Here is a 23,150-nt window from a genome sequence, read left to right as displayed (position 1 = left end):
GTGCCTGAACGCGGATTCACACTTCTGGAAATCATGCTGGTGATTTTCCTTATCGGCCTTGCCAGTGCGGGCGTGGTACAGACATTTGCGACCGATTCTGAACCGCCTGCGAAAAAAGCGGCGCAGGATTTTCTGACTCGCTTTGCGCAGTTTAAGGACAGGGCAGTGATCGAAGGGCAAACACTCGGTGTGTTAATCGACCCACCTGGCTACCAGTTTATGCAGCGTCGTCAGGGGAAGTGGCTGCCCGTTTCTGCGACCCGGTTATCGGCACAGGTTACGGTGCCAAAACAGGTGCAGATGCTGTTACAACCAGGAAGTGATATCTGGCAGAAGGAATATGCGCTGGAGCTGCAACGTCGTCGCCTGACGCTGCACGATATTGAACTGGAGCTGCAAAAAGAGGCGAAAAAGAAGACGCCGCAGATCCGTTTTTCGCCTTTTGAACCCGCCGCGCCGTTTACGCTGCGCTTTTACCAGAAGGCGCAAAACGATTGCTGGGCGGTGAAACTGGCGCACGATGGTGCGTTATCTCTCAATCAATGTGATGAGAGGATGCCATGAAGCGCGGATTTACCTTGCTGGAAGTGATGCTCGCGCTGGCGATTTTTGCGCTGGCTGCCACGGCAGTGTTACAGATTGCCAGCGGCGCGCTGAACAATCAGCAGGTGCTTGAGGAGAAAACGGTAGCGGGCTGGGTAGCTGAAAACCAGACCGCGCTGCTCTACCTGATGACCCGCGAGCAGCGGGCGGTCAGGCACCAGGGCGAGAGCGATATGGCAGGAAGCCGCTGGTACTGGCGAACCATACCGCTGAATACAGGTAATGCGCTACTTCAGGCGGTGGATATTGAAGTCAGCCTTCATGAAGACTTTTCGTCGGTGATTCAGTCACGACGCGCCTGGTTTAGCGCCGTGGGAGGCCAACAGTGAGAAGGACTCGCGCTGGTTTCACGTTACTGGAAATGCTGGTGGCAATCGCCATTTTTGCCTCACTGGCACTGATGGCGCAGCAGGTGACAAACGGCGTCACGCGCGTGAATAGCGCCGTCGCCGGACACGATCAAAAACTAAACCTCATGCAGCAAACGATGAGTTTTCTGACCCACGATCTGACACAAATGATGCCGCGTCCGGTAAGAGGCGAGCAGGGCCAGCGTGAACCAGCGTTACTGGCTGGCGCTGGCGTGCTGGCGTCTGAGAGTGAAGGGATGCGCTTTGTGCGCGGCGGCGTGGTTAATCCGTTGATGCGCCTGCCGCGCAGTAATCTGCTCACCGTCGGTTACCGCATTCATGATGGTTATCTCGAACGGTTATCCTGGCCGCTGACCGATGCAGCAGGTAGCGTGAAGCCAACAACGCAAAAATTAATCCCGGCGGATTCGCTCCATTTGCAGTTCTACGACGGCACGCGCTGGCAGGAAACCTGGTCATCACTTCAGACGATCCCTGTGGCGGTGCGTATGACCCTGCATTCGCCGCAATGGGGCGAGATTGAACGCATCTGGTTGTTACGCGGGCCGCAATTATCATGATCATCTCACCACCAAAACGCGGAATGGCACTGGTCGTGGTGCTGGTATTGCTGGCGGTCATGATGCTGGTAACCATCACGCTTTCCGGGCGGATGCAGCAACAACTTGGGCGAACGCGCAGCCAGCAGGAGTATCAGCAGGCGCTGTGGTACAGCGCCAGTGCCGAAAGCCTGGCGCTGAGCGCGCTCAGTCTGAGCCTGAAAAATGAACAACGCGTGCATCTGGCGCAGCCGTGGGCTTCTGGCCCTCGTTTTTTCCCACTGCCGCAGGGGCAAATCGGCGTCACTCTGCGTGACGCACAGGCCTGCTTTAACCTGAATGCCCTTGCTCAGCCCACAACGGCGTCGCGTCCGCTCGCAGTGCAACAACTGATTGCCCTGATCTCGCGCCTGGATGTGCCTGCTTATCGGGCCGAACTGATAGCCGAAAGCCTGTGGGAGTTTATTGACGAGGACCGCAGCGTGCAGACGCGTCTGGGGCGTGAAGACAGCGAGTATCTCGCCCGTTCGGTGCCATTCTACGCCGCGAATCAACCGCTGGCGGATATCAGCGAGATGCGCGTGGTGCAGGGAATGGACGCCGGGCTTTATCAAAAACTGAAACCGCTGGTCTGTGCGCTGCCGATGACCCGCCAGCAAATCAACATCAATACCTTAGACGTCACGCAAAGTGTGATTCTTGAGGCGCTGTTTGACCCGTGGTTAAGCCCTGTTCAGGCGCGGGCGTTATTACAACAACGTCCGGCGAAGGGCTGGGAAGATGTCGATCAGTTTCTTGCACAGCCGCTACTTGCTGACGTCGATGAGCGTACTAAAAAACAGCTAAAAACCGTCCTGAGCGTGGACAGCAATTACTTCTGGCTGCGTTCAGATATCACCGTGAATGAGATTGAACTGACGATGAATTCGTTAATTGTCCGCATGGGCCCACAACACTTTTCTGTTCTCTGGCATCAGACAGGAGAAAGTGAGTGAGTTCCATGCTTGAGATTTTTTTCCCGCTTTGCGCCTCCGACCCCATCCGTTGGCAGCACCGTACCGCCGATGTGGAGTACGGCATCTGGCCTGACGCTGCCGACGAACGTCTTCAGCAATGGCTGCAAACCGATGCGATTCGACTCTACATCCCCGGCGAATGGATCAGCGTCTGGCAGGTTGAACTGCCTGATGTTGCCCGCAAGCAGATACCGACTATTCTGCCCGCCTTACTGGAAGAAGAGCTGAACCAGGATATTGACGAACTGCATTTCGCCCCGTTGAAAATCGACCAGCAACTGGCAACCGTGGCAGTGATTCACCAGCAGCATATGCGCAACATTGCGCAGTGGTTGCAGGAAAACGGCATCACCCGCGCGACTGTTGCGCCAGACTGGATGTCCATTCCTTGTGGCTATATGGCTGGCGATGCGCAACGGGTTATTTGCCGCATCGATGAATGTCGCGGATGGAGCGCCGGGCGGGCGCTGGCTCCGGTCATGTTCCGCGCCCAGCTCAATGAGCAGGATTTACCGCTTTCGCTAACCGTGGTCGGTATTGCACCGGAAGAGCTATCTGCATGGTCTGGCGCAGACGCCGAACGCCTGACCGTTACGGCCCTGCCCGCCATTACCACTTATGGCGAACCGGAAGGGAACCTGCTAACAGGGCCATGGCAGCCTCGTGTCAGCTACCGAAAACAGTGGGCGCGCTGGCGGGTGATGATTCTGCCGATATTGCTGATTCTGGTTGCGCTGGCAGTGGAACGGGGCGTGACATTATGGAGCGTCAGCGAGCAGGTGGCGCAAAGCCGCGCCCAGGCGGAGAAGCAGTTCTTAACGCTGTTCCCGGAGCAGAAGCGGATTGTGAATTTACGCTCTCAGGTGACGATGGCGCTTAAAAAATATCGCCCGCAGGTCGACGATACCCGGCTGCTCGCAGAATTGTCAGCGATCGCCAGTACTCTGAAATCAGCGTCACTTTCCGACATCGAGATGCGTGGTTTCACCTTTGATCAAAAACGGCAGACGCTTCACCTCCAGCTGCGGGCTGCGAACTTTGCCAGTTTCGACAAACTGCGTAGCGCACTGGCGGCAGATTATGTTGTGCAACAGGACGCGTTACAGAAAGAGGGTGATGCGGTTTCCGGCGGCGTAACGTTGCGGAGGAAATAACATGTTACGCGATAAATTTATTCACTATTTTCAGCAATGGCGTGAACGCCAGTTAAGCCGTGGCGAACACTGGCTGGCACAACACCTGGCAGGGCGTTCGCCGCGTGAAAAAGACATGTTACTGGCAGCGGCAGTGTTCCTGTTTAGCGCCGGATATTACGTCCTCATCTGGCAGCCTTTGAGCGAACGGATAGAGCAACAGGAGACGATGTTGCAACAGCTGGTGGCGATGAACTCCCGGATGAAGAGCGCCGCGCCGGATATTATTGCGGCGCGAAAATCCGCCACGACAACGCCTGCACAGGTATCGCGGGTCATCAGTGACAGTGCTTCCGTGCACTCCGTGGTCATCAAGCGGATAGCCGAGCGCGGGGAGAATATTCAGGTCTGGATAGAACCGGTGGTGTTTAATGACCTGCTGAACTGGCTCAATACGCTGAACGAAAAATATGCGCTGCGGGTGACACAAATTGATGTCAGTGCGGGTGAGAAGCCTGGGATGGTGAACGTGCAGCGACTGGAGTTTGGGCGGGGGTAGGTATTGCCATTTCCTTAACCCCACCTGATAACCCTTAGCCCAATGGTGAGTGCGGAACTGTCAAACCCGCTCACCGGGCTGAGTTCCGATGTAGCAAGAATTATCTCCCTCCAGACCACCACGGAATGTTCGACAATACTGTAGGAATTCGTTTTTCACTATGTAGCCCTTGTGAATAGACACCTTTCACAGACTGTAAAGATGCTTAAGTGTTTTGACACATTATGATTATTAATAGTTGCAATAAATCATTGAGTAACAATTGATAGGCCAAAACATATAGGATAATTCTTGTGTGATCTGTATTTTGTGTAGCCTGGAAATTAGTAAAATTCTTGGAGATAATCAGAAAGGGAATTTTGGGAAAGTAAAATAATTTCAGCGGAAACTATTCGTCGATTTTAAGAAATGTCTGATTTGGTATATCTACCGACGGTTAATGCTGGCTGTAACGCTGGTTAAAGTAAATAATAAAAATAATCAAGATGTATATTTTAATCGACAAAATAATTACTTTCGGGATTATTTATGCGACTTAAATAACACCATTTAAATGTGATATAAATCACAAATATGGCTGTGAAGAGGGTGCTGTAGATATAAATAAGAAGTACATGAGTGAATTTTAAATAGAGAAATAGTTTCTCGTGAAACAATTTGTTGGTAATCAATCGCGTGCGTTCTGGTTTGAGACAGATTGCAGGTGTTATTATGCATAAAGTTTATAGGTGGCATTATAATCAAGTAGTTAACTGTAATAGTAAAAAATAATTTCTTGCGAAATTAGCGGCCCATTTTGAATAAGTGTGTTCCGGAGTAATCCAGAACGCATGCTGCGTTACGTCTTTTTCAAGCCATATTGGTTAAGCAAAAAGAGGTAGAAATAATTTCCTGAGAAATTAACTCTACATTCTAAAACGGCCAGTTTTCTGAAATTACCAGAAGACCGAATACATTCATGCCTGAAGAATGGATTAGAAGAAACGAGACGGAAATAGATCTATTTATCCCTGCGGAAATAATTTCTGATGAAATTGTTTGCGGCTATTAAAAAGGTCAAACCGTCTGAGTGAATTTTATCCAGTTACAAACAAGTATTACCTCCAGTGTATTGGTAGCTGTTAAGCCAGGGGCGGTAGCATACCTGAAGAGAATAGGATCACATCACCAAATGGCAAGAAGTGGATTTGAAGTCCAGAAAGTCACCGTAGAGGCATTATTTCTACGAGAAATACGAACACGCTTTGGTAAGTTCCGTCTGGGATATCTGTGGGCGATTCTCGAACCCTCTGCGCATTTGCTGATACTGTTGGGCATTTTTGGTTACATTATGCACCGCACGATGCCAGACATCTCATTCCCGGTGTTTTTACTTAATGGCCTGATTCCCTTTTTTATCTTTAGCAGTATCAGCAAACGTTCTGTAGGTGCTATTGAAGCGAACCAGGGGTTGTTTAATTATCGACCAGTAAAACCTATCGATACGATCATTGCACGCGCACTGCTTGAGACGCTGATTTACGTTGCTGTTTATATATTGCTTATGCTCATTGTCTGGATGGCCGGCGAATATTTCGAAATAACAAACTTTTTACAACTTGTGCTTACCTGGAGTCTGCTGATCATTCTTTCATGTGGCGTCGGCTTAATATTCATGGTCGTTGGCAAAACCTTCCCTGAAATGCAAAAGGTCCTGCCGATACTACTTAAGCCGCTGTATTTCATCTCCTGCATCATGTTCCCTTTACACTCGATTCCAAAGCAATACTGGTCGTATCTACTCTGGAACCCATTAGTACATGTCGTAGAGTTAAGCCGCGAGGCAGTTATGCCTGGCTATATCAGCGAAGGCGTGAGTCTGAACTACCTGGCAATGTTCACTCTGGTCACCCTGTTCATCGGTCTGGCGTTATACCGAACGCGTGAAGAGGCAATGCTGACATCATGATTAAGATTGAGAATTTGACGAAGTCCTATCGCACACCAACAGGGCGACATTATGTCTTTAAGGATTTAAACATCGAAATCCCTTCAGGAAAAAGTGTTGCCTTTATTGGTCGCAACGGAGCGGGTAAATCAACGTTACTGAGAATGATTGGCGGAATTGACCGCCCCGACAGTGGAAAGATCATCACTAATAAAACAATATCATGGCCAGTCGGCCTCGCAGGTGGATTTCAGGGAAGTTTAACCGGACGCGAAAACGTAAAATTTGTTGCGCGGTTATACGCGAAGCAAGAAGAGCTGAAAGAGAAAATTGAGTTTGTTGAAGAATTTGCCGAACTCGGTAAGTACTTCGATATGCCGATTAAAACTTACTCATCTGGTATGCGATCGCGTTTAGGCTTTGGTTTAAGCATGGCATTTAAGTTTGATTATTATATCGTCGATGAAGTAACCGCAGTCGGTGATGCCAGGTTTAAAGAAAAATGCGCTCAATTGTTTAAAGAAAGGCATAAAGAATCTAGTTTTTTAATGGTATCGCATAGTATGAATTTATTGAAAGATTTTTGTGATGTGGCCATTGTGTTTAAAAATGATAACGCGGTTAGTTTTCATGAAAATGTTCAGGGAGGGATAGAGGAATATAAAAAAGAAAGAAATAAACACTGATATTTAATTTCGAGGTAATAATGAATATATTGGTTACAGGTGGGGCCGGCTACATTGGCTCACATACGACTTTATGCCTGTTAAATAAAGGGCATAATGTTGTAATAATTGATAATCTTAGTAATTCATCCAAAGAGTCCATTGTAAGGGTTGAAGCTATCACTAAAAAAAAAGTTATATTATATGAGCTAAATATAAATAATGAAGACAGTGTTTCTGAAATAATAAAAAAACATAATATTGAATGTATAATGCATTTTGCTGGAGCAAAGTCTGTTGCAGAATCATTAAAAAAACCAGATTTTTATTATAGCAATAATGTATTAGGAACATTACATCTAATTAATCTCGCCATCAAGAATAACGTTGCTAACTTTATTTTTAGTTCTTCTGCAACAGTTTACGGCAATGGTAATATAATACCTATTACTGAAAATTGTGCTATAGGTGGTACTTTAAATCCTTACGGCACATCGAAATATATATCAGAGCTAATGATTAGGGATATTGCAAAAACATACCGCAATATGAATTTCATTTGCCTGAGATATTTTAATCCAATAGGTGCTCATGAATCAGGAATGATTGGAGAAAGCCCATCTGATATACCGAGTAATTTAGTTCCTTATATAACACAAGTTGCAATTGGTAAACTAGAAAAACTTATGATTTTTGGGGGGGATTATCCTACAAAAGATGGGACAGGTGTACGAGATTATATACATGTAATGGATTTGGCAGAGGGACATGAAGCCGCTCTGTCGTATATTTCTAATAATCATCAAACTAATTACCATACATTCAATTTGGGGACAGGGAAAGGGTATTCTGTTTTAGAACTAATCTCTTGCTTTGAAAAAATATCAGGCATAACCATTCCTTATGAAATAACGGAAAGGAGAGAGGGGGATATTGCTGAATCTTGGTCATCTCCGTTGAGAGCCAATAAATGTTTAAAATGGCAAGCGAAACGAAGTTTAGAGCAAATGTTAGCTGACGCATGGCAATGGCAATTGAAAAATCCCAATGGTTATAATGATATATAATATTATCTATTAAAAACACATTAAATGCACATAATTTATTAAGCAGAGTAAGTTGATGAACAAAATAATTATAGTTGGGCACCCAAATTCAAATTTAGATATTGCCGAAAAAATTTCTCTTCAATATGGAATGGGGATTCCTCGCTTATCAAAACGAGAAAATCTAAGTCCACAAGACATAACCAAAATTATTTGTAAAGCATATAATGCTCCCAAGATCAGTGAAGTTACCAATATATCTGAATTTTCTCCTTTACAGGTCTCTGCTGTCTGGCATGGTATGGCTCTAGACTTATTTCTTAATAATTTAGAGCGGAAATTCTGGGGGTGGTCAGATCCGTATGCTATTTATACGTTAGATTACTGGGCATCACTCGATGAAAACCTAACTTTCATTCTGGTTTATGATCACCCAAGATCAGTCCTGGAACAAGCAGCTAATAGTCAAGAGTCATTTATTAATAACACGATAGAGCATTTAATTGATAACTGGATAGCTTATAATACTGCTTTGCTTGATTTTTATTCTAAAAACCGGGATCGCTGTTTATTAATCAGCACAGATCAAATTAAAAATAACACAGAAGGTTTTCTAGAAAAATTACAATTAGTACTAAAAAAAACGCTAAATATATGCTCTTTTCAAGAGTATATAAATACAAGTATTCATTCTTATAGCGAACAAGTATCCGCGTCACCTTTATTAATAGATGAAGAGGCAAAACAAGAAATTATGGCCCTTTCTGGTATTGATATTAAAATAGGTGATAAATTCTTCAATAAAAATATTGCTGAAGATTATTTATTAAAAATGATACTAACTCAATATCCGGAGAGTCAATGTCTCTACAGAAAGCTTCAATCAGAAGCAGATATCCCTGCACTTTCAGGTAACGAGGAAAAACTTAATCCCAATACTATTTGGACTGGTTTGGTTCAACAAAGATTGATTACAATAGAAATAATTTCAAAGCTGCACCAACTTTATAAGACTTCTCTTATTGACTATAAAATTGACCTTGCTCAACAAACGGAGGCACATTATCTACTTTCATCACAATTAAATCAGATGAAAGAAAAGTTTGAGCATTATTATGCGCGAAAAAAAGAACTGCATGCAAAAAACCGAAAATTAAAAAGTAAATTAAAAAAACAAACTTCTTTTATTTGTAAAAAAGAGAAAGAGTTACGATTTATTGAGAGTGAATTCCATAATTTAAAAAATAAAATTGAATATAACCAAAAGACTAAAGAGAAAGATAGTTCTGATGTTAAAGAATTAAAAAAACATTTAGATGATCTTAATAATCAGTTGGCGAAAGAAAAATCTAATCAAGATCTACAAAAACAACAATTAGATAGAATAACTAAAGAAAAAAACTTGATGCTAACGCAGTTGCATCTAGTTCAGGAAAAACTAGAACAATATTATTTGGAAAATCAAAAGCTGAAACAACAGCAATTTCCGGAACTATATGGAGCAGCAGAGCGAATTAAAGAAGGGCTGGAATATCGTCTCGGCGCTATCATGATTCAACATTCTAAATCTATATTTGGTGTAATTAGTATGCCAATAGCTATAGTAAAGGAGCGAAAAATATGGCATAAGCAGTATATTTCTGAAAAACAGAGTGATCTTCCACCACTGTGCATGTACCGCGATGCTCATGAAGCGAATAGAGTTAAACAGCATTTATCTTATATGTTGGGGAAAATACTAGTACAGAAAAAAGGATCAATTTTCGGATTCATAACTCTTCCATTTTCTATATACAGAACTGTTCGCCAATTCAAGAAAGCCAAAAAGAATAAAGTTATAAAGTAAAATATAAAAAATCATTATGCATAATGATTTCTTTTGTGATGATTTAATAACGTATAATATTGCAGACATAACTATTAATTAGTTAAACAGTCGCCAAAGCCCACAATGATACTCAATATCAATTGAGTTAATGCTAAAAATAATGACATGGCGTTGTTTTGTCCGAGGTATTAATTATGGCAGAACATTGTTAACGCAAAAGACAAGCTTAAATCTACGCTGCTGTTTATGACTATTTTTTAATGTATACCATTGCAAATGATATTATTCGGCCTATTCATATGTTTCAAATCTTTCAAAATAATATACACTTTATGAATTTACCAATCATATCGATAAAATATTACAATAACTCAATAGTTAAAAAATAATTGCAATAGATATGCTGAAATTAAGGTGGTTATAAAAATATGAGTATTTTAAACGAAGCAATTAAATTGTATAAGAATGGTGAATATCATAAATCATTGTCATTATTTGAGAAAGCAGGTGAGATATATGATGCTAGTTGGGTTAAGGCAAATATAATTTTATGTAAAAATGCATTGCAGGCTTTTGGTGACATTAACGCTATCGAAGCAAAAAAAAATATTGAGTGGGACCCCGCAACCCAGATCATGTATTCAAACTCTAATATTGAAAAATTAAATGAAAAGGAGATTAGCAAATTAATAATAAAATATCATAAAGCAACTATAAGAAAATCAGAAACAGCAGAAACGAAAACTATAAATCCTGTACCTTCTGATTGGCCAAAAGATTTGAACTTATTCCAATTACCAGAGAGTACTAATGATTTTAAATGGCTGACCAAAAAAAAATCAGTAAAAGAGGGGAAGGGTAAGAATGAAAATATGGATGGTCTCAGTATTGTCGTACCGACCTTCAATCGTTCAAAAATATTGGAAATAACGTTAGCTTGCCTTTGTAACCAAAAAACGAAATTTAATTATGAAGTAATTGTTGCCGACGATGGAAGTAAAGAAAATATAGAACAAATAATCAGAAAATTTGAGCAACTAATTGATATTAAGTATGTGCGCCAGAAGGATTATGGCTATCAATTGTGTGCAGTAAGAAATTTAGGGCTTAGAACCGCACGATACAACTTCGTTGCTATACTTGATTGCGATATGGCTCCAAACCCTCTTTGGGTACAATCTTATATGGAGTTACTTGAATTAGATGATGATGTAGCTCTGATCGGTCCAAGAAAATACATTGACACTACCAAATATAATTATTTAGAGTTCCTTGAAGACGAAAGCTTGCTTGAGAAACTACCCGAAATTATTACAAATAACCAAGTTGCGGGAAAAATTGAACGAAGTAAATCAGTTGATTGGCGATTAGAACATTTTGAGAAAACAGATAACTTAAGACTCTGTAATACTCCATTTCGATATTTCAGCGGTGGCAATGTAGCATTTGCAAAAAAATGGCTTGAGCGTGCAGGTTGGTTTGATGAAGAATTCACACACTGGGGAGGAGAGGATAACGAGTTTGGATACCGTCTGTACAGAGAAGGATGTTATTTCCGTTCTGTGGATGGTGCAATGGCATATCATCAGGAACCGCCAGGTAAAGAAAATGAAACAGACCGAGCAACTGGAAAATCTATCACTATCCAATTAATACAAGAAAAAGTTCCATATTATTATAGAAAACTGGACAAAATAGAAAACTCAACACTCAAGAAGGTTCCTTTAGTATCAATTTATATTCCAGCCTATAACTGTGCGGACCATATTGTACGTTGTGTCGATAGTGCATTGAATCAAACAATCACTGACCTGGAAGTATGCATTTGTAATGATGGTTCTACGGATAACACGTTAAGAATTCTAGAAGAACATTATGGAAATCATCCTCGAGTACGTTTTATTACACAAAAAAATAAAGGAATTGGAGCTGCTTCCAACGCAGCAGTAAAATTGTGCCGTGGTTTTTATATTGGTCAACTTGACTCCGATGACTACCTCGAACCTGATGCTGTGGAACTTTGTTTAAATGAATTTAAAAGAGATCTATCCTTGGTATGTGTCTACACAACGAATAGGAATGTTGATAGTCAAGGAAAGTTGATTGAAAATGGTTATAACTGGCCAGAATTCTCGCGAGAGAAATTTACTACGGCAATGATTTGCCATCATTTTAGAATGTTTACAGCCAGGGCATGGAATTTAACGGATGGATTTAATGAGCAGATTAGCAATGCTGTTGATTATGATATTTATCTAAAACTTAGCGAGGTGGGACCATTCAAACATATAAATAAAATATGTTATAACAGGGTATTGCATGGAGATAATACATCTATAAAAAAAATAGGTGCACAAAAAAATAATCACTTTAAAGTTATAAATGAATCTTTGACTCGTCAAGGTATAAATTCATATTTCTTTAAGCCTGTTAATAGTGATGATTCAAGTAGGGGATATTCAATTGTAAAAATTAGTATGGCGGATAAGTTAGAATGAAAAATATAGGCGTTATAGGCTGCTTACCTGAACTTCCTGTCGATTTTCCACTTTTAATTCCAGAAAACTCTGGGAACATGGTTCATGCTGAAGCACCATTAAGGATGTTTTCAAGGGCAGTACATTACAGAGATAGTAGTTTTATTTTATCAGGAGAAACAAATTTTAAGGATTTTGTAAATAAAACATGCTCTCATTTGATTATTACCCTTGCTAACTCTCTTTCATTAGAAAAACCAAGTCCAGATAAATACAAAAGGCTTCTTGACTCTCTTAAGCAGTATGATGTGCCTATTATTGTTTTTGGACTTGGTATTCAATCAAGTGTTCGGGATATAAATAAAGCAGAACTTTGTAAGGAGGCTATTGAATTACTGGATTTTTTGTCGTTTAAAGCAATGTATCTGGGCGTAAGAGGTGAGTTTACAAAGAAAGTAATAGAAAAGTGCACCAATATAAAAAATGTGTTTGTTACCGGCTGTCCATCTTTATTTTCTGATCCAATAGCATTACGCGTCCTTTATGAAAAATATACTAAAAGAGATTTTAATGTAGCGTCTATAAATGTGACAAATTTGTCACGAGTATCAGAGAAACAACTTTTTGAAAGAGCAGTACTAAGCAATTCATTTTTTATTGAGCCAGTAAATAAACGCACTCATCAATATTATATTGATCTCATTAAAGAGAAAAAAGACGCTGAGTTACCATATTACTTTAAATCAATGGTTAATAATAATGAGTCTTCACTTAATAAAGAACAATTAGATTTGTATATAAAAACAAAATATAGATTATTTAGAAATACAAAAACGTGGTATGAGTTCAATCGAGAATGTGTAGATTATACATTCGGAACTAGATTTCATGTGAATATGGCCTCTGTTCTTAGTGGTGTTCCTGCATTATGGCTAACCCACGATGCGAGAACGCTAGAATTGACTGAGTTTTTTAATCTGCCAAGTATTGACTTAGATGCTATTAATTCTATGTCATTAAGTCAAATTAAGTCATATATAAGTTATGACAAATTTTTCAAGAACATAAATAAATTATTTAATAATTTCAACGAGTATCTTGAAGTCAATGGATTGCCAAAAATTAAAACATTTCAAGAAGTTTAATGTAAGATATAAAAATTATGTTTTTTGTTTTAGTAAAATTTACGTAAATTATTCTATTATTTATCATAATCCTAAGCTTTTGCTTGATATAATGTCAACAAAAGGCAGTATAAATAATAAAATTGTGAGTTAATTGTGAAAATTACAATCTCCGGTGTTGGTTATGTTGGCATGTCAATTGCTACATTGCTTTCACAAAAACACGATGTTATTGCTCTAGATATAGATCTTGATAAAGTTTCATTAATTAATGAAAGGTTGTCACCAATATGTGATCCTGAAATACAAAATTTTTTATCAAATAGAAAATTAAACCTATATGCTACAACAGAAAAATACGAAGCCTATAGAGATGCTGATTATGTTATAATTTCGACACCAACTAATTATGACCCTATTAATAATAGCTTCGATACACACTCTGTCGAATCAGTGGCATGTGATGTACTAAGTATAAATCCAAATACAACTATCATAATCAAATCTACAGTCCCCGTCGGATTTACTGAACGACTAAAGCGCGATCTAAACACGAATAATATTATCTTTTCCCCAGAATTTTTACGTGAAGGTAAAGCTCTTTATGATAACCTGTATCCATCTCGCATAGTTGTCGGAGAGCGTAGCGAACGAGCAAGAAAGTTCGCTGAGCTTCTCTGTGAAGGTGCTATAAAAAAAGATATTCCAATATTGTTAACGAATAGCACTGAAGCTGAAGCCATTAAACTTTTTGCAAATACTTACCTTGCAATGCGGATTGCTTATTTCAATGAATTGGATACTTATGCCTCCGTTCATGGTTTAGATACAAAGCAAATTATAGAGGGTGTTGGTTTAGATCCTAGAATTGGTCAACATTATAATAATCCTTCTTTTGGCTATGGAGGTTATTGCTTACCTAAGGATACCAAGCAATTACTTGCAAATTATCGTGATGTTCCGCAGAACTTAATCCAGGCTATTGTCGATGCCAATACTACCCGAAAAGACTTTGTTGCGGAGGATATATTAAGTCGTAAACCAAAAGTTGTAGGAATCTATCGCCTCATAATGAAAGCAGGTAGTGATAACTTTAGAGCAAGTAGTATTCAAGGTGTAATGAAACGACTCAAAGCCAAAGGAATTGAGATAGTTGTATATGAACCTGTACTAAAAGAGCCTTATTTCTTTGGTTCTTATGTTGAGCGCGATATTAATGCTTTTAAAGAACGTGTTGATGTTATAGTAGCAAACCGTCGCACACAAGAATTAGACGATGTAGGCGAGAAAATTTATACACGCGATTTATTTGGTGTCGATTCTTAATTATGTTCAGGAATTTAAAGTTTTTATGGCATTTAAAAAATAAACGATATGTTTATGCTTTAGCTTCAATACACGATGACTGCCAGTTTTGGCAGTCAAAACGTATCTTAGCAATGTATGATCTTAATATGTATTGGTCATTGCGTAATATCAACGATACACCGCCAGATTGGCGGTGTAAATTAGCGATTAAAATAGCTAAAATTGCTTGTGGTGACATAAGTTTAACCCCAGAATTACTTACGGAGTTCAAAGATGAGTTCACGGACACACATCAAAAGATTGAGTTGGCAAAGGCCCTGGCATCATACTCTCCTACGTTTTCATTATCATTATTAGATAATATAGATAATATAGATAATTATCCTTTAGATTTATATGCAGCTCTTCAATTAAGAGTTGGGTTAACTCAAAAAGCCATATCAACACTTTCTCAGATTGATTCCAGTAGTCTTATTTCTTCCCCTGATATATTGCTCTTACAAAATAATGCTTTGAGAGAAACACCAAAAACCTCTTTAAATAGACTTAACTCATACTATACGTACTTTGGTTTATCTCCGGTCGCACTTGCAGATAACTCATCTCCTTTGTCACCTTGTAATATTGTTACATCGGTTCCTTATACTGTCCAAACGGGCCCCCTAGTTTCTATTTTAATGACAACATACAATACCGACAGGCGGGTAGAAAATGCAGTAATATCATTGCTTAATCAAACATATCGTTCATTTGAACTAATTATTGTTGATGATGCCAGCACTGATGATACGCTATTTCGTCTTCAGAGATTAGCACTCAAAGATAGTCGAATAAAAATTATTAGCCTGCCACAAAATGTTGGAACATATGCTGCAAAACGAATAGGTTTAATACAAGCTAAGGGAGAGTTTGTGACATGCCATGACTCAGATGACTGGTCCCATCCTGAAAAATTATTTAGACAGATATCACCTTTATTGTTAAATCCTAAACTAATTTGTTCAATTTCTGATTGGGTAAGGTTACAAGATAATGGGATTTTCTATGCGCGTGCGGTTTATCCACTAAAACGACTGAATCCTTCTTCTTTGCTGTTTAGAAGGGCGGAGGTATTGCAAAAAGCGGGCGTTTGGGACTGCGTTAAAACTGGTGCTGATAGTGAATTTATTGCTCGACTTCAGCTAATTTTTGGTGCCTCCTCTATACATCGTATTAAATTGCCTTTGACACTAGGAAGTCATCGTACCGACTCGTTAATGAATTCACCTACAACAGGTTATTCCTCTCAGGGAATTTCACCGGATCGCCAGAAATATTGGGATTCCTGGTCACGATGGCACATAAACTCGTTAAGAAATAAAGAAAGTCTTTACATAGGAAATTCTGATTTTACTAATGATAACAGACCATTCCCAGCACCTGACTCAATATTAGTTGATACTAATGCCATCAAGTTTGCATTACGATGTGCTCATATTAATCTTGCCAGTGTATAACCTATTACTTCATGTATAATCTATGCCATTTATTTTTTATAATCACCTGCATTTTCTAATTATAACTTATTGAGCCTTATACTATGGGGGAGTATTAATAAGTATTTATGTTAATACAACTCATTGTAATGTTCTTTTTGATATCATAATACAATCTTTTTTTTCTGTTTTTATCTTATTAAAAACCCATTTCCCATAATAAACCCCATTAACCTGCGTCTTAACCAATAAATACCCACGAAACTTCTTAAACAGCTTCATATCTGGTTTAAAATCGGCCTGCCAGAACTGGTGCAAATGCCCTTGATACGTCAATCCTTTGATGTCGTACAGGGCATTGCCCATCACCTTGAGTGGTTTGTTATGAATCAGTGCAGAGATCCCCGCCGTACTGTTAATCGTCACCACCGCTTTTGCGTGGCGTAATAATTCCGGCATAGGGAGATCGTGCACGTATATGACTCGCTCACCTAAGCCATATTCCTTACTCAACCGCTTAATTAATGGTCGATAGAGTCTGTGACCACGATCCATCGGATGATGTTTGATCACCAAATAACTCTCTTTCGGCGCTTTACGCGAAAATGAGTACATGACTTCATTAATATAGTCACGCACATCGTTATAATTGCTGTGGTTACGAATCTGGCTATCGTTATACACCTGCAAAATGGCAAGATAATAACGCTGGTCCAGCTCGTTCATTAACCTCGGCAATACCTTACGCTGTGTTACCTTGTAAAGTTGCTTGCGCCAGTATGCACGAACCCAGCAACGTGCCTCATACCAGGGGGAAAACGATTTGTGGTGGCGGTAGCGAGGGAACTCATGACGGTAATGCCAACCCATCAGGTAATACCACATCGCATGACCAATACGTTTCATCGTTGAAGGTTTTAAATTCTCAGCGTGCGGCGTAGACATATCTGGCAACTTACGATAAAAATCCGGGTCGCGCGGTAGCGATGAATATGCGTTCACTCCGCCTTCTTCAACGGTTATAAATTGCGGGCGTAAATATCCTTCTTCAAATGCCAGAAAGCGAATGCCTTTCGACGTTGCCCACCGTTTTGCTTCTTTGTGCAATGGGCGGCAGTCACCAAAGCAGAGGATGGTATCAAAGTCATATTGTCGGTGGAGATCTCGCAACCAACCGGGAAACTCTTTCGGCGTTTGGTAGTAAGCCAGGTATTGTCGATTGCGGCAGTAAAAACGATCCCCGCCGTTGAAGACAACATTCACAGCGTTACGGCCTAATGACTCTAACCATTCCGCGACGTCATTGAAAAAAGGTCCCATCGGTCCCTGCAATAGCAGATATTTTTTACCCGATAATAAAACGGTTAGTGCGTTGTCTTGCATAAATAATCTGTGTAATAGTCAATGGTGAAATTATTTAGCCAAATCTGACTTTGCAGAACATAATTAATTTGCGGTAATAGCGTATGACTCGCCCCGCTTTTTTTCGGGTAATAAACATCTGCTTGCGCGGCGTCTGGATTAAATATTCCGCAGCTTCTTCAACCGTAATAGGTTGTAACCGTGTTGGGTGAATGTATGTTGGATAAACAATCAACGCCTGATAGATCAAGTCTGCTAACGTTAATCTGCGCTCGCGGCGCGGGCAGTGATGTTCATCAACGGTTAAACCCCAACCGGCGTAGAAGGGCAGGCCGTAACAATGAACTTGTTTGCCATGTAATAACGCTTCAAACCCGGACAATGATGTCATGGTGTGCACTTCATCTGCGCGCTGAATGCATTGAATAATATCTGCATCCAGTGCCTGATAATTGGCAAGTTCAGAGATCAATTTAGCCGGAATATTGCCCTTGCGATTTCCCACCAGTACATCCGGGTGCGGTTTATAAATAATGTAGGCGCGCGGATTACGCTCGCGTACTGTGCGCAATAACTCAAGGTTGCTCTTAATCGAGACAGTGCCTGTTTTAATAGATGCATCGTCCTCTACCTGACCCGGTACCAGGATGATTTTTTTACCTTTGGACTCGGCAGGCAGAGAGAAATCGGCCCCCAGGTTGTACTTGCTCAGTTTGCTTTCAACCAGTCGTTGCCGCAACTTCTCAGCTCGCATCTGCTGCGCCAGCGTTAACTGGCTGTGATTAAGCAGCTCCTCCAGGTCGCTGGGGCGTGTGGCGTCATAGTAGATCCCGCGTTTATCCAGCACCAGCGATAGCGGCGGCAACAGGTCAGAGCCAAGCCCGGATGAACGCAGAAAACCATCTTCCATTCGCCATAACGGCAGTGATTTTCGCTGCGCTTCGGCTTGCCATTCCTGTTCTCCCTTTACACCCCATACCACGCAAGCGGTGGCCGCAGTACAGCGACGTGAATAACTCAGTCGGTTTGTCGCTGTTCGCAAGAAAGGTTTCAGGATCGCCGACTTCCACAGCGTTAAGCCTGGCGCCCATAAATAGCCATTACGCTGCTGCTGATGGCTGCGCTGTAATTGCAGCCATTGCAGTACGGTAAACAGATCGCTTGCGGCCCCCGTAAGCGGGTCGATATAGCGACAGTAACGCAGGTATGCTGCGGCAAAAAGTTCTTCCAGCGTGGCAGAACCGCGTCGGGCGGATAACAAAGCGGACTGCGGATGGCGATCGTCGGTTAAGCCCCAGCCTGCATACCAGGGCCGACCGAAACATGTCACTGGTTTTCCTGCCAGCAAGGCTTCAAAGCCGTATTGGGATGTCACGACGTAAACCCGGGAAACGTGTCGCAACAGCGACTGCGGGCTGACATTCTCGGCAATCAAACGTACTCGTTGCGTGGCGCGCAGATCAGCGAAATAACCTGTTTTCTTTCCTTCCAGTACGTCCGGATGCACCTTCACCCAAATTTCGGCTTGAGGATTTTCCGCCATCGCGGCTTCCAGCATGGCGGCAAACTCATGCGGGCCAGCACTGCCATACGTCACTGACATATCATTAAATGTCTGATCGACAACCAGAACGATGTCTGCACGTTCTGACTCATCAGCCACAAACGCAGGCGCCAGGTTATATTTCGACAAATCCCCGGTCACGATGGTGTGCATCGCTTCTCTGGCCTGGCTTATCAGAGCTGTATTTCCGGCTTTATCCTGTACCAGTTTCTCCAGTGCCGAAGGCTTGCTGGCATCGTAGTAAATGCCGCAATCATCCACCACCAGAGAAAGCGGCGGTGCGCCATTGACGCCAAGATCCAGCGAGCGCACAAATCCATCTTCCAGACGAATGATGGGTTTTCCCGCGGCTTTGGCGATGGCGACTGGTTTCGCCGCGCTGGGGCGATGCCCCCACACGGCGATAGCATCGACGTTTTGCGGAACAGGACGCAGCAGAGAAAGTTTCTGGCACGGTTGCGCCAGAAATTTCTCCAGATGCGGAATACGCCAGATGCCAGGCGAGTAAATGCCAATCATGTGTTTTCGGCCAGTTCCTGCGCCATCAGAGCGCGCACCTTTTCAAGGCATGCCGGGGTGTCGACGCCCGGACCGGTTGCGGCAACCTCAAATGTGCGAATGTTGATCCCCGCGTTCATCAACCGTAACTGCTCCAGTGATTCCGCCTGCTCCGGCATGGACTCAGGTAACTGGCTGTAGTTTTGCAGCACATCGCGACGATAAGCGTAAATACCGACGTGTTTCAGGTAGCGCGCTTTTTCAGCATTGCGCGGATACGGAATCGGCGCACGGCTGAAATAAAGTGCATCCTGGCGGGTATTTACCACCACTTTTACCGTGCTTGGCTCCGTTGCTTCTTCGGCAGAAATCGCGTGGCATAGCGTTGCCACTGGCAACGCGGGGTCATCACGCATTCCTTGTAACAGCGTTTCTACATCCTGCGGGCGAATCATGGGTTCATCGCCCTGCAAGTTAATATAGATATCTGCATCGACTTTATGCATCACCTCGACCAGCCGATCGGTGCCGGATTCATGATCGTTGCGCGTCATGATGGCTTTCCCACCAAACGCCTGCACGGCCTGTTCAACGCGCGGGTCGTCTGTTGCCACCCAAACTTCCGCAACGCCCGCCACCTGTAACGCACGCTCGTAAACATGCTGGATCATCGGTTTGCCAACAATATCGAGCAGTGGCTTACCCGGCAGGCGCGAGGAGCCGTAGCGGGCCGGAATGACAATAACTGCTTTGCTCATCTCAATTCCTTACAAAGACAGAATCACTTTTGCACCCACCGCCAGCTGATAGAGGATGGTGGAAATACCACGGGTAACTTCAATGTTTTTCGATTCATATTTCGGCAGAACCATAATTTCATCGCCAGGCTTGAGTGAATCCACATCTTCCGCGTTGACTGCCGCACCGTTCTGACGAATGACGATAATTCTGGCGTTACCCGATTTTTGCGTCAGGCCACCACATTTCTCGATGTAATCCTCGGTGGTCATTCCCTTCTGCCAGCTCACCGCGTTCGGGAACAGCACCTCGCCATGAACCATAACCAGCGATGTTTTCTCCGGAATATTGATGACGTCGCCATCTTCAAGCAGAACAGAATCAATATTGGACTCGTTGAGGATCACTTCACCTTTCGGAACCACGGTGCGCGCTTTCGCCACAAAGCGGCTGATCAGTTGCGCTTCCTGCATTCGCAGGCTGGCTTCTTCTTTGGTGGAGGACTGGGCGGAAAGTGATGCTTCCTCCAGCTTTTGCAGCGAGAGATTCAGCATCTCTTTCTGACGCTGGGCCACTGATGGGCGATAAAGCTGAACCGCGTTCATCTGCGACATACTGTTCGGACGGACTTTTTCCAGAACCGCACGCATGGTGGAGCCATATGGCAGCACCATGGCATGTTCGCCAGAGTGCGCGCCTTCAACCCGCACCTGAATGGTGCCGGCATAGCGGTCAGTGCTGACGATTAAGGTATCGCCATTTTGCAACATACGGCCTGGCGCTGAGCTTATCGGATAGTATTCGCTACGTTTTTGCAGTCCCTGTTTACGCATAATCGTAATGTGAGTCGCGCCAGGCTTAGGGCGCGCCCAGCTCAACGCTTCCGTTACGGGAATGCTGCTTTCGCGGAACTCAAAGTCGTAGCTGTTAAAGACATCGCCCTGAACGCTGAAAGTATGCTGACGCGGCCCGACGATGATGGTGTCACCATCGGCGAACTGCGAAAGCCCCAGTTTGCCGTTCAGCAGGAAGTCGTACAGGTTGACGTTGGAGCGCACGCGGTTACCGCGCTTAACCACAATATCAACGTAACTTCCGCGCTCTGGATCAACGCCGCCAGCCTTGATCAGATAATTGAGTAACGAATCAGACGTCACACCGCCATACAGACCAGGATTACGCACAAATCCGGTCACGTACACTTTTACTGGCTGCGCCTGTAATAAGGAGGCGTAGACGTTGACGTTGGACTGGTACACTTCCTTCACTTTGGATGTGACCAGGGTATTTAACTGACTATTACTGACGCCAGCAACTTTCACCGGACCAACGTTCGGCAGGAAAATATTACCTTTGGGATCAACCTGTAACGCACCATCAAAGGTGAACGCACCCCACAAGCGAACCTGAATGCTATCGCCCGGATTCAGAATATAGTCAGGGTTGAATCCTACCGTCGCACCGCTATCCGCGCTGGTGCCGTTGAAAAGTTGAGCACCAAACATACGGCTCATTACCACCGGCGGTGCGGGCGGCGGGGTATTGTCGAAGCCGCTCATGTTTTGCGTATCCGACTTTTGTCCGCTCAGAATACCGGGCAGTGGTGCTGCTCCTGTCAGGTTTGGGTCAGCGTTAATATCAATGGCCGCGCTGGCCTGCGCCGCGTGACAGGCGGCAATCAGTAAAATTGATTTCAATAATTTCATCACAAACTCATTCAGCGACAGCGTTAATCTCGGTGATCTTCAATCACAGCCAGCAACAGTTTCAGGGTGCCGAACAGCAGGCAGCACACCAGTAACCAACAGGCGATCAAATAAGGGATATTTGGAAAAGAGGATTCCTGCGGCAACTGTGGCGAACTGATCACAGACAGCACCTTGAGCTTACGAGCCGCTTCTACACGGGTCTTTTCAATGGAGGTCAGCGTCAGTTTGTAGAGCTCGGTGTTGAACTCTACTTTTGATTTGATTTCCTCAAAATCCACCGCCATACGGTTTAGCTTGTCACCCTGTGGCGCTGTGATTTTGCTTTTTTCTTCATCGATTTGTGCCTGCAATGACTGAATCGCATTACGCGCACTCACAATTTGCGGGGCGTCCTCACGCAGATACGTCAGCAAGTTACGCAGGTCCGCTTCCATCTGGATCTTCTGGCCCATCAGCGTATTCACTAACGTGCTCGCAGCCTGTGCTTGTGCCTGTGGATCCAGAACGTTGTTGTTGTCCTGATAAGAGAGCAGTTCCGCTTTGCTGGCGTCCAGACGCTGGCGTGCCTTTTCCATTTCCGTTTCCGCAAAGGCAAGCTGGTCACGCGCAATGCGATGTGACATCTCATTGATAAAGCGCTCTGACTCTTTCAGCACGGTCTGGTTAAACTTAAGCGCAAACTCCGGGCTAAAGCCCTGCGTCTGAATATTGAGCAATCCGGTTTTATCGTCATACGAGACGTTGATACGGTCCTTGTAGTACTTCAGGAAGCCTTCTGCGGTTTCATCCTTGCTAAGATGATTAAGAAAATCGAGCCCGCTATGGCTAAACGCTTCGCGAAAATTCAGTTGCTTATCTAACGCTGCCAGCATATCTGGAGAGTTAATGTACTCTTTCAGATATAACGCATCCTCTGCGGAACTCGGGTTAGAGGCACCCAATAGCAGACCAAAATTTAAGCTGCCACTGTTTAAATCATCTGAGCGTTTAATGGCAACTTTCGATTCGCTCATATAGCGAGGCTGGCTGAAGATAGCCAGATAGATCAGCAGCACTGCCATCGGTGCCAGAATGATGATTTTCGCCAGGTGTTTTTGGATATCTGCCAGTGAGATGGCAGACAAACGAGCACGCATCCAGGATACGGCAGACTTCACTTTTATCAACATGTAACGATTATCAGAGTTTCAGTGGGGCGCAAACTCAAT

At 43.2% G+C, this 23,150-nt stretch carries 19 protein-coding genes; 14 read left to right on the top strand and 5 right to left on the bottom strand.

What is annotated here, in order from left to right; all coding sequences use genetic code 11:
* The 14 genes from gspH to D9734_RS12980 all read left to right on the top strand — a co-directional run bounded on the left by gspH (window position 1) and on the right by D9734_RS12980 (window position 16,092).
* Window positions 1–564: a type II secretion system minor pseudopilin GspH gene (gene gspH / locus D9734_RS13045; RefSeq protein ID WP_130207983.1), complete on the top strand. Its 564-nt coding sequence runs from the start codon at window positions 1–3 to the stop codon at window positions 562–564.
* Complete coding sequence (gspI, locus tag D9734_RS13040; protein WP_130207981.1) at window positions 561–932, top strand: type II secretion system minor pseudopilin GspI; 372 nt, start codon at window positions 561–563, stop codon at window positions 930–932. Before gspH ends, gspI begins: the two co-directional genes overlap by 4 nt.
* Window positions 929–1,534, top strand: coding sequence for a type II secretion system minor pseudopilin GspJ (gene gspJ / locus D9734_RS13035; RefSeq protein WP_130207979.1), 606 nt, complete (start codon window positions 929–931; stop codon window positions 1,532–1,534). Before gspI ends, gspJ begins: the two co-directional genes overlap by 4 nt.
* Window positions 1,531–2,508: a type II secretion system minor pseudopilin GspK gene (gene gspK, locus D9734_RS13030; protein ID WP_130207977.1), complete on the top strand. Its 978-nt coding sequence runs from the start codon at window positions 1,531–1,533 to the stop codon at window positions 2,506–2,508. The genes gspJ and gspK overlap by 4 nt, the downstream gene beginning before the upstream one ends.
* Window positions 2,505–3,683 carry a type II secretion system protein GspL gene (gene gspL, locus D9734_RS13025; protein ID WP_130207975.1) on the top strand — a complete coding sequence of 393 codons (1,179 nt, stop codon included), beginning with the start codon at window positions 2,505–2,507 and terminating at the stop codon, window positions 3,681–3,683. Before gspK ends, gspL begins: the two co-directional genes overlap by 4 nt.
* A 1-nt stretch (window position 3,684) precedes the next feature.
* The gene (gene yghD / locus D9734_RS13020) at window positions 3,685–4,221 is read left to right on the top strand and encodes a GspM family type II secretion system protein YghD (protein WP_130207973.1); all 537 of its coding nucleotides are present in this window, start codon (window positions 3,685–3,687) and stop codon (window positions 4,219–4,221) included.
* A gap of 1,171 nt (window positions 4,222–5,392) precedes the next feature.
* Entirely contained in the window at window positions 5,393–6,169 is a 777-nt protein-coding gene (locus D9734_RS13015; RefSeq protein WP_130207971.1) for an ABC transporter permease, read from the top strand.
* On the top strand, window positions 6,166–6,834 hold the full coding sequence (locus D9734_RS13010) for an ABC transporter ATP-binding protein (protein ID WP_130207969.1): 669 nt from the start codon (window positions 6,166–6,168) through the stop codon (window positions 6,832–6,834). Before D9734_RS13015 ends, D9734_RS13010 begins: the two co-directional genes overlap by 4 nt.
* A 20-nt stretch (window positions 6,835–6,854) precedes the next feature.
* On the top strand, window positions 6,855–7,880 hold the full coding sequence (galE, locus tag D9734_RS13005) for a UDP-glucose 4-epimerase GalE (RefSeq protein ID WP_130207967.1): 1,026 nt from the start codon (window positions 6,855–6,857) through the stop codon (window positions 7,878–7,880).
* Window positions 7,881–7,935: 55 nt separating this feature from the next.
* Window positions 7,936–9,705 carry a sulfotransferase family protein gene (locus tag D9734_RS13000; protein WP_130207965.1) on the top strand — a complete coding sequence of 590 codons (1,770 nt, stop codon included), beginning with the start codon at window positions 7,936–7,938 and terminating at the stop codon, window positions 9,703–9,705.
* 410 nt (window positions 9,706–10,115) lie between these two features.
* Complete coding sequence (locus D9734_RS12995) at window positions 10,116–12,185, top strand: glycosyltransferase (RefSeq protein WP_130207963.1); 2,070 nt, start codon at window positions 10,116–10,118, stop codon at window positions 12,183–12,185.
* A complete protein-coding gene (locus D9734_RS12990; protein ID WP_130207961.1) occupies window positions 12,182–13,309 on the top strand; it encodes a polysaccharide pyruvyl transferase family protein in 1,128 nt (375 codons plus the stop codon). Before D9734_RS12995 ends, D9734_RS12990 begins: the two co-directional genes overlap by 4 nt.
* Before the next feature lie 135 nt (window positions 13,310–13,444).
* On the top strand, window positions 13,445–14,614 hold the full coding sequence (locus D9734_RS12985) for a nucleotide sugar dehydrogenase (RefSeq protein ID WP_130207959.1): 1,170 nt from the start codon (window positions 13,445–13,447) through the stop codon (window positions 14,612–14,614).
* 128 nt (window positions 14,615–14,742) lie between these two features.
* Window positions 14,743–16,092 carry a glycosyltransferase family A protein gene (locus D9734_RS12980; RefSeq protein ID WP_130208055.1) on the top strand — a complete coding sequence of 450 codons (1,350 nt, stop codon included), beginning with the start codon at window positions 14,743–14,745 and terminating at the stop codon, window positions 16,090–16,092.
* Window positions 16,093–16,212: 120 nt separating this feature from the next.
* On the opposite strand, the gene D9734_RS12975 is transcribed toward D9734_RS12980, so the two are convergent.
* Genes D9734_RS12975 through D9734_RS12955 form a run of 5 tightly spaced genes read right to left on the bottom strand, consistent with a single transcriptional unit; the run spans window position 16,213 to window position 23,111 of the window.
* The gene (locus tag D9734_RS12975; RefSeq protein ID WP_130207957.1) at window positions 16,213–17,454 is read right to left on the bottom strand and encodes a capsular biosynthesis protein; all 1,242 of its coding nucleotides are present in this window, start codon (window positions 17,452–17,454) and stop codon (window positions 16,213–16,215) included.
* Between the two features lie 34 nt (window positions 17,455–17,488).
* Window positions 17,489–19,516: a capsular polysaccharide biosynthesis protein gene (locus D9734_RS12970; RefSeq protein ID WP_130207955.1), complete on the bottom strand. Its 2,028-nt coding sequence runs from the start codon at window positions 19,514–19,516 to the stop codon at window positions 17,489–17,491.
* Window positions 19,513–20,253, bottom strand: a complete 741-nt coding sequence (gene kdsB, locus D9734_RS12965; RefSeq protein ID WP_130207953.1) for a 3-deoxy-manno-octulosonate cytidylyltransferase — start codon at window positions 20,251–20,253, stop codon at window positions 19,513–19,515. The genes D9734_RS12970 and kdsB overlap by 4 nt, the downstream gene beginning before the upstream one ends.
* Before the next feature lie 9 nt (window positions 20,254–20,262).
* Window positions 20,263–21,939, bottom strand: a complete 1,677-nt coding sequence (locus tag D9734_RS12960; protein WP_130207951.1) for a polysaccharide biosynthesis/export family protein — start codon at window positions 21,937–21,939, stop codon at window positions 20,263–20,265.
* Between the two features lie 23 nt (window positions 21,940–21,962).
* Complete coding sequence (locus tag D9734_RS12955; RefSeq protein WP_130207949.1) at window positions 21,963–23,111, bottom strand: capsule biosynthesis protein; 1,149 nt, start codon at window positions 23,109–23,111, stop codon at window positions 21,963–21,965.
* Window positions 23,112–23,150 lie beyond the last annotated feature (39 nt).

This window comes from Escherichia sp. E14S1 (genome assembly GCF_004211995.1).
In the GTDB taxonomy this organism is placed as follows: domain Bacteria; phylum Pseudomonadota; class Gammaproteobacteria; order Enterobacterales; family Enterobacteriaceae; genus Escherichia.
This window is presented reverse-complemented; position numbering and strand designations above follow the sequence as displayed.

Excerpts from the sequence above, each read along its gene's own strand:
- gspK (WP_130207977.1), top strand. The coding sequence starts at position 1,531 with ATGATCATCTCACCACCAAAACGCGGAATGGCACTGGTCGTGGTGCTG.
- D9734_RS12995 (WP_130207963.1), top strand. The coding sequence starts at position 10,116 with ATGAGTATTTTAAACGAAGCAATTAAATTGTATAAGAATGGTGAATAT.
- D9734_RS13000 (WP_130207965.1), top strand. The coding sequence starts at position 7,936 with ATGAACAAAATAATTATAGTTGGGCACCCAAATTCAAATTTAGATATT.
- D9734_RS13010 (WP_130207969.1), top strand. The coding sequence starts at position 6,166 with ATGATTAAGATTGAGAATTTGACGAAGTCCTATCGCACACCAACAGGG.
- D9734_RS12975 (WP_130207957.1), bottom strand. The coding sequence starts at position 17,454 with ATGCAAGACAACGCACTAACCGTTTTATTATCGGGTAAAAAATATCTG.
- D9734_RS12990 (WP_130207961.1), top strand. The coding sequence starts at position 12,182 with ATGAAAAATATAGGCGTTATAGGCTGCTTACCTGAACTTCCTGTCGAT.
- kdsB (WP_130207953.1), bottom strand. The coding sequence starts at position 20,253 with ATGAGCAAAGCAGTTATTGTCATTCCGGCCCGCTACGGCTCCTCGCGC.
- galE (WP_130207967.1), top strand. The coding sequence starts at position 6,855 with ATGAATATATTGGTTACAGGTGGGGCCGGCTACATTGGCTCACATACG.
- gspI (WP_130207981.1), top strand. The coding sequence starts at position 561 with ATGAAGCGCGGATTTACCTTGCTGGAAGTGATGCTCGCGCTGGCGATT.
- D9734_RS12960 (WP_130207951.1), bottom strand. The coding sequence starts at position 21,939 with ATGAAATTATTGAAATCAATTTTACTGATTGCCGCCTGTCACGCGGCG.
- yghD (WP_130207973.1), top strand. The coding sequence starts at position 3,685 with ATGTTACGCGATAAATTTATTCACTATTTTCAGCAATGGCGTGAACGC.
- D9734_RS13015 (WP_130207971.1), top strand. The coding sequence starts at position 5,393 with ATGGCAAGAAGTGGATTTGAAGTCCAGAAAGTCACCGTAGAGGCATTA.
- D9734_RS12980 (WP_130208055.1), top strand. The coding sequence starts at position 14,743 with ATGTATTGGTCATTGCGTAATATCAACGATACACCGCCAGATTGGCGG.
- D9734_RS12955 (WP_130207949.1), bottom strand. The coding sequence starts at position 23,111 with ATGTTGATAAAAGTGAAGTCTGCCGTATCCTGGATGCGTGCTCGTTTG.
- D9734_RS12970 (WP_130207955.1), bottom strand. The coding sequence starts at position 19,516 with ATGATTGGCATTTACTCGCCTGGCATCTGGCGTATTCCGCATCTGGAG.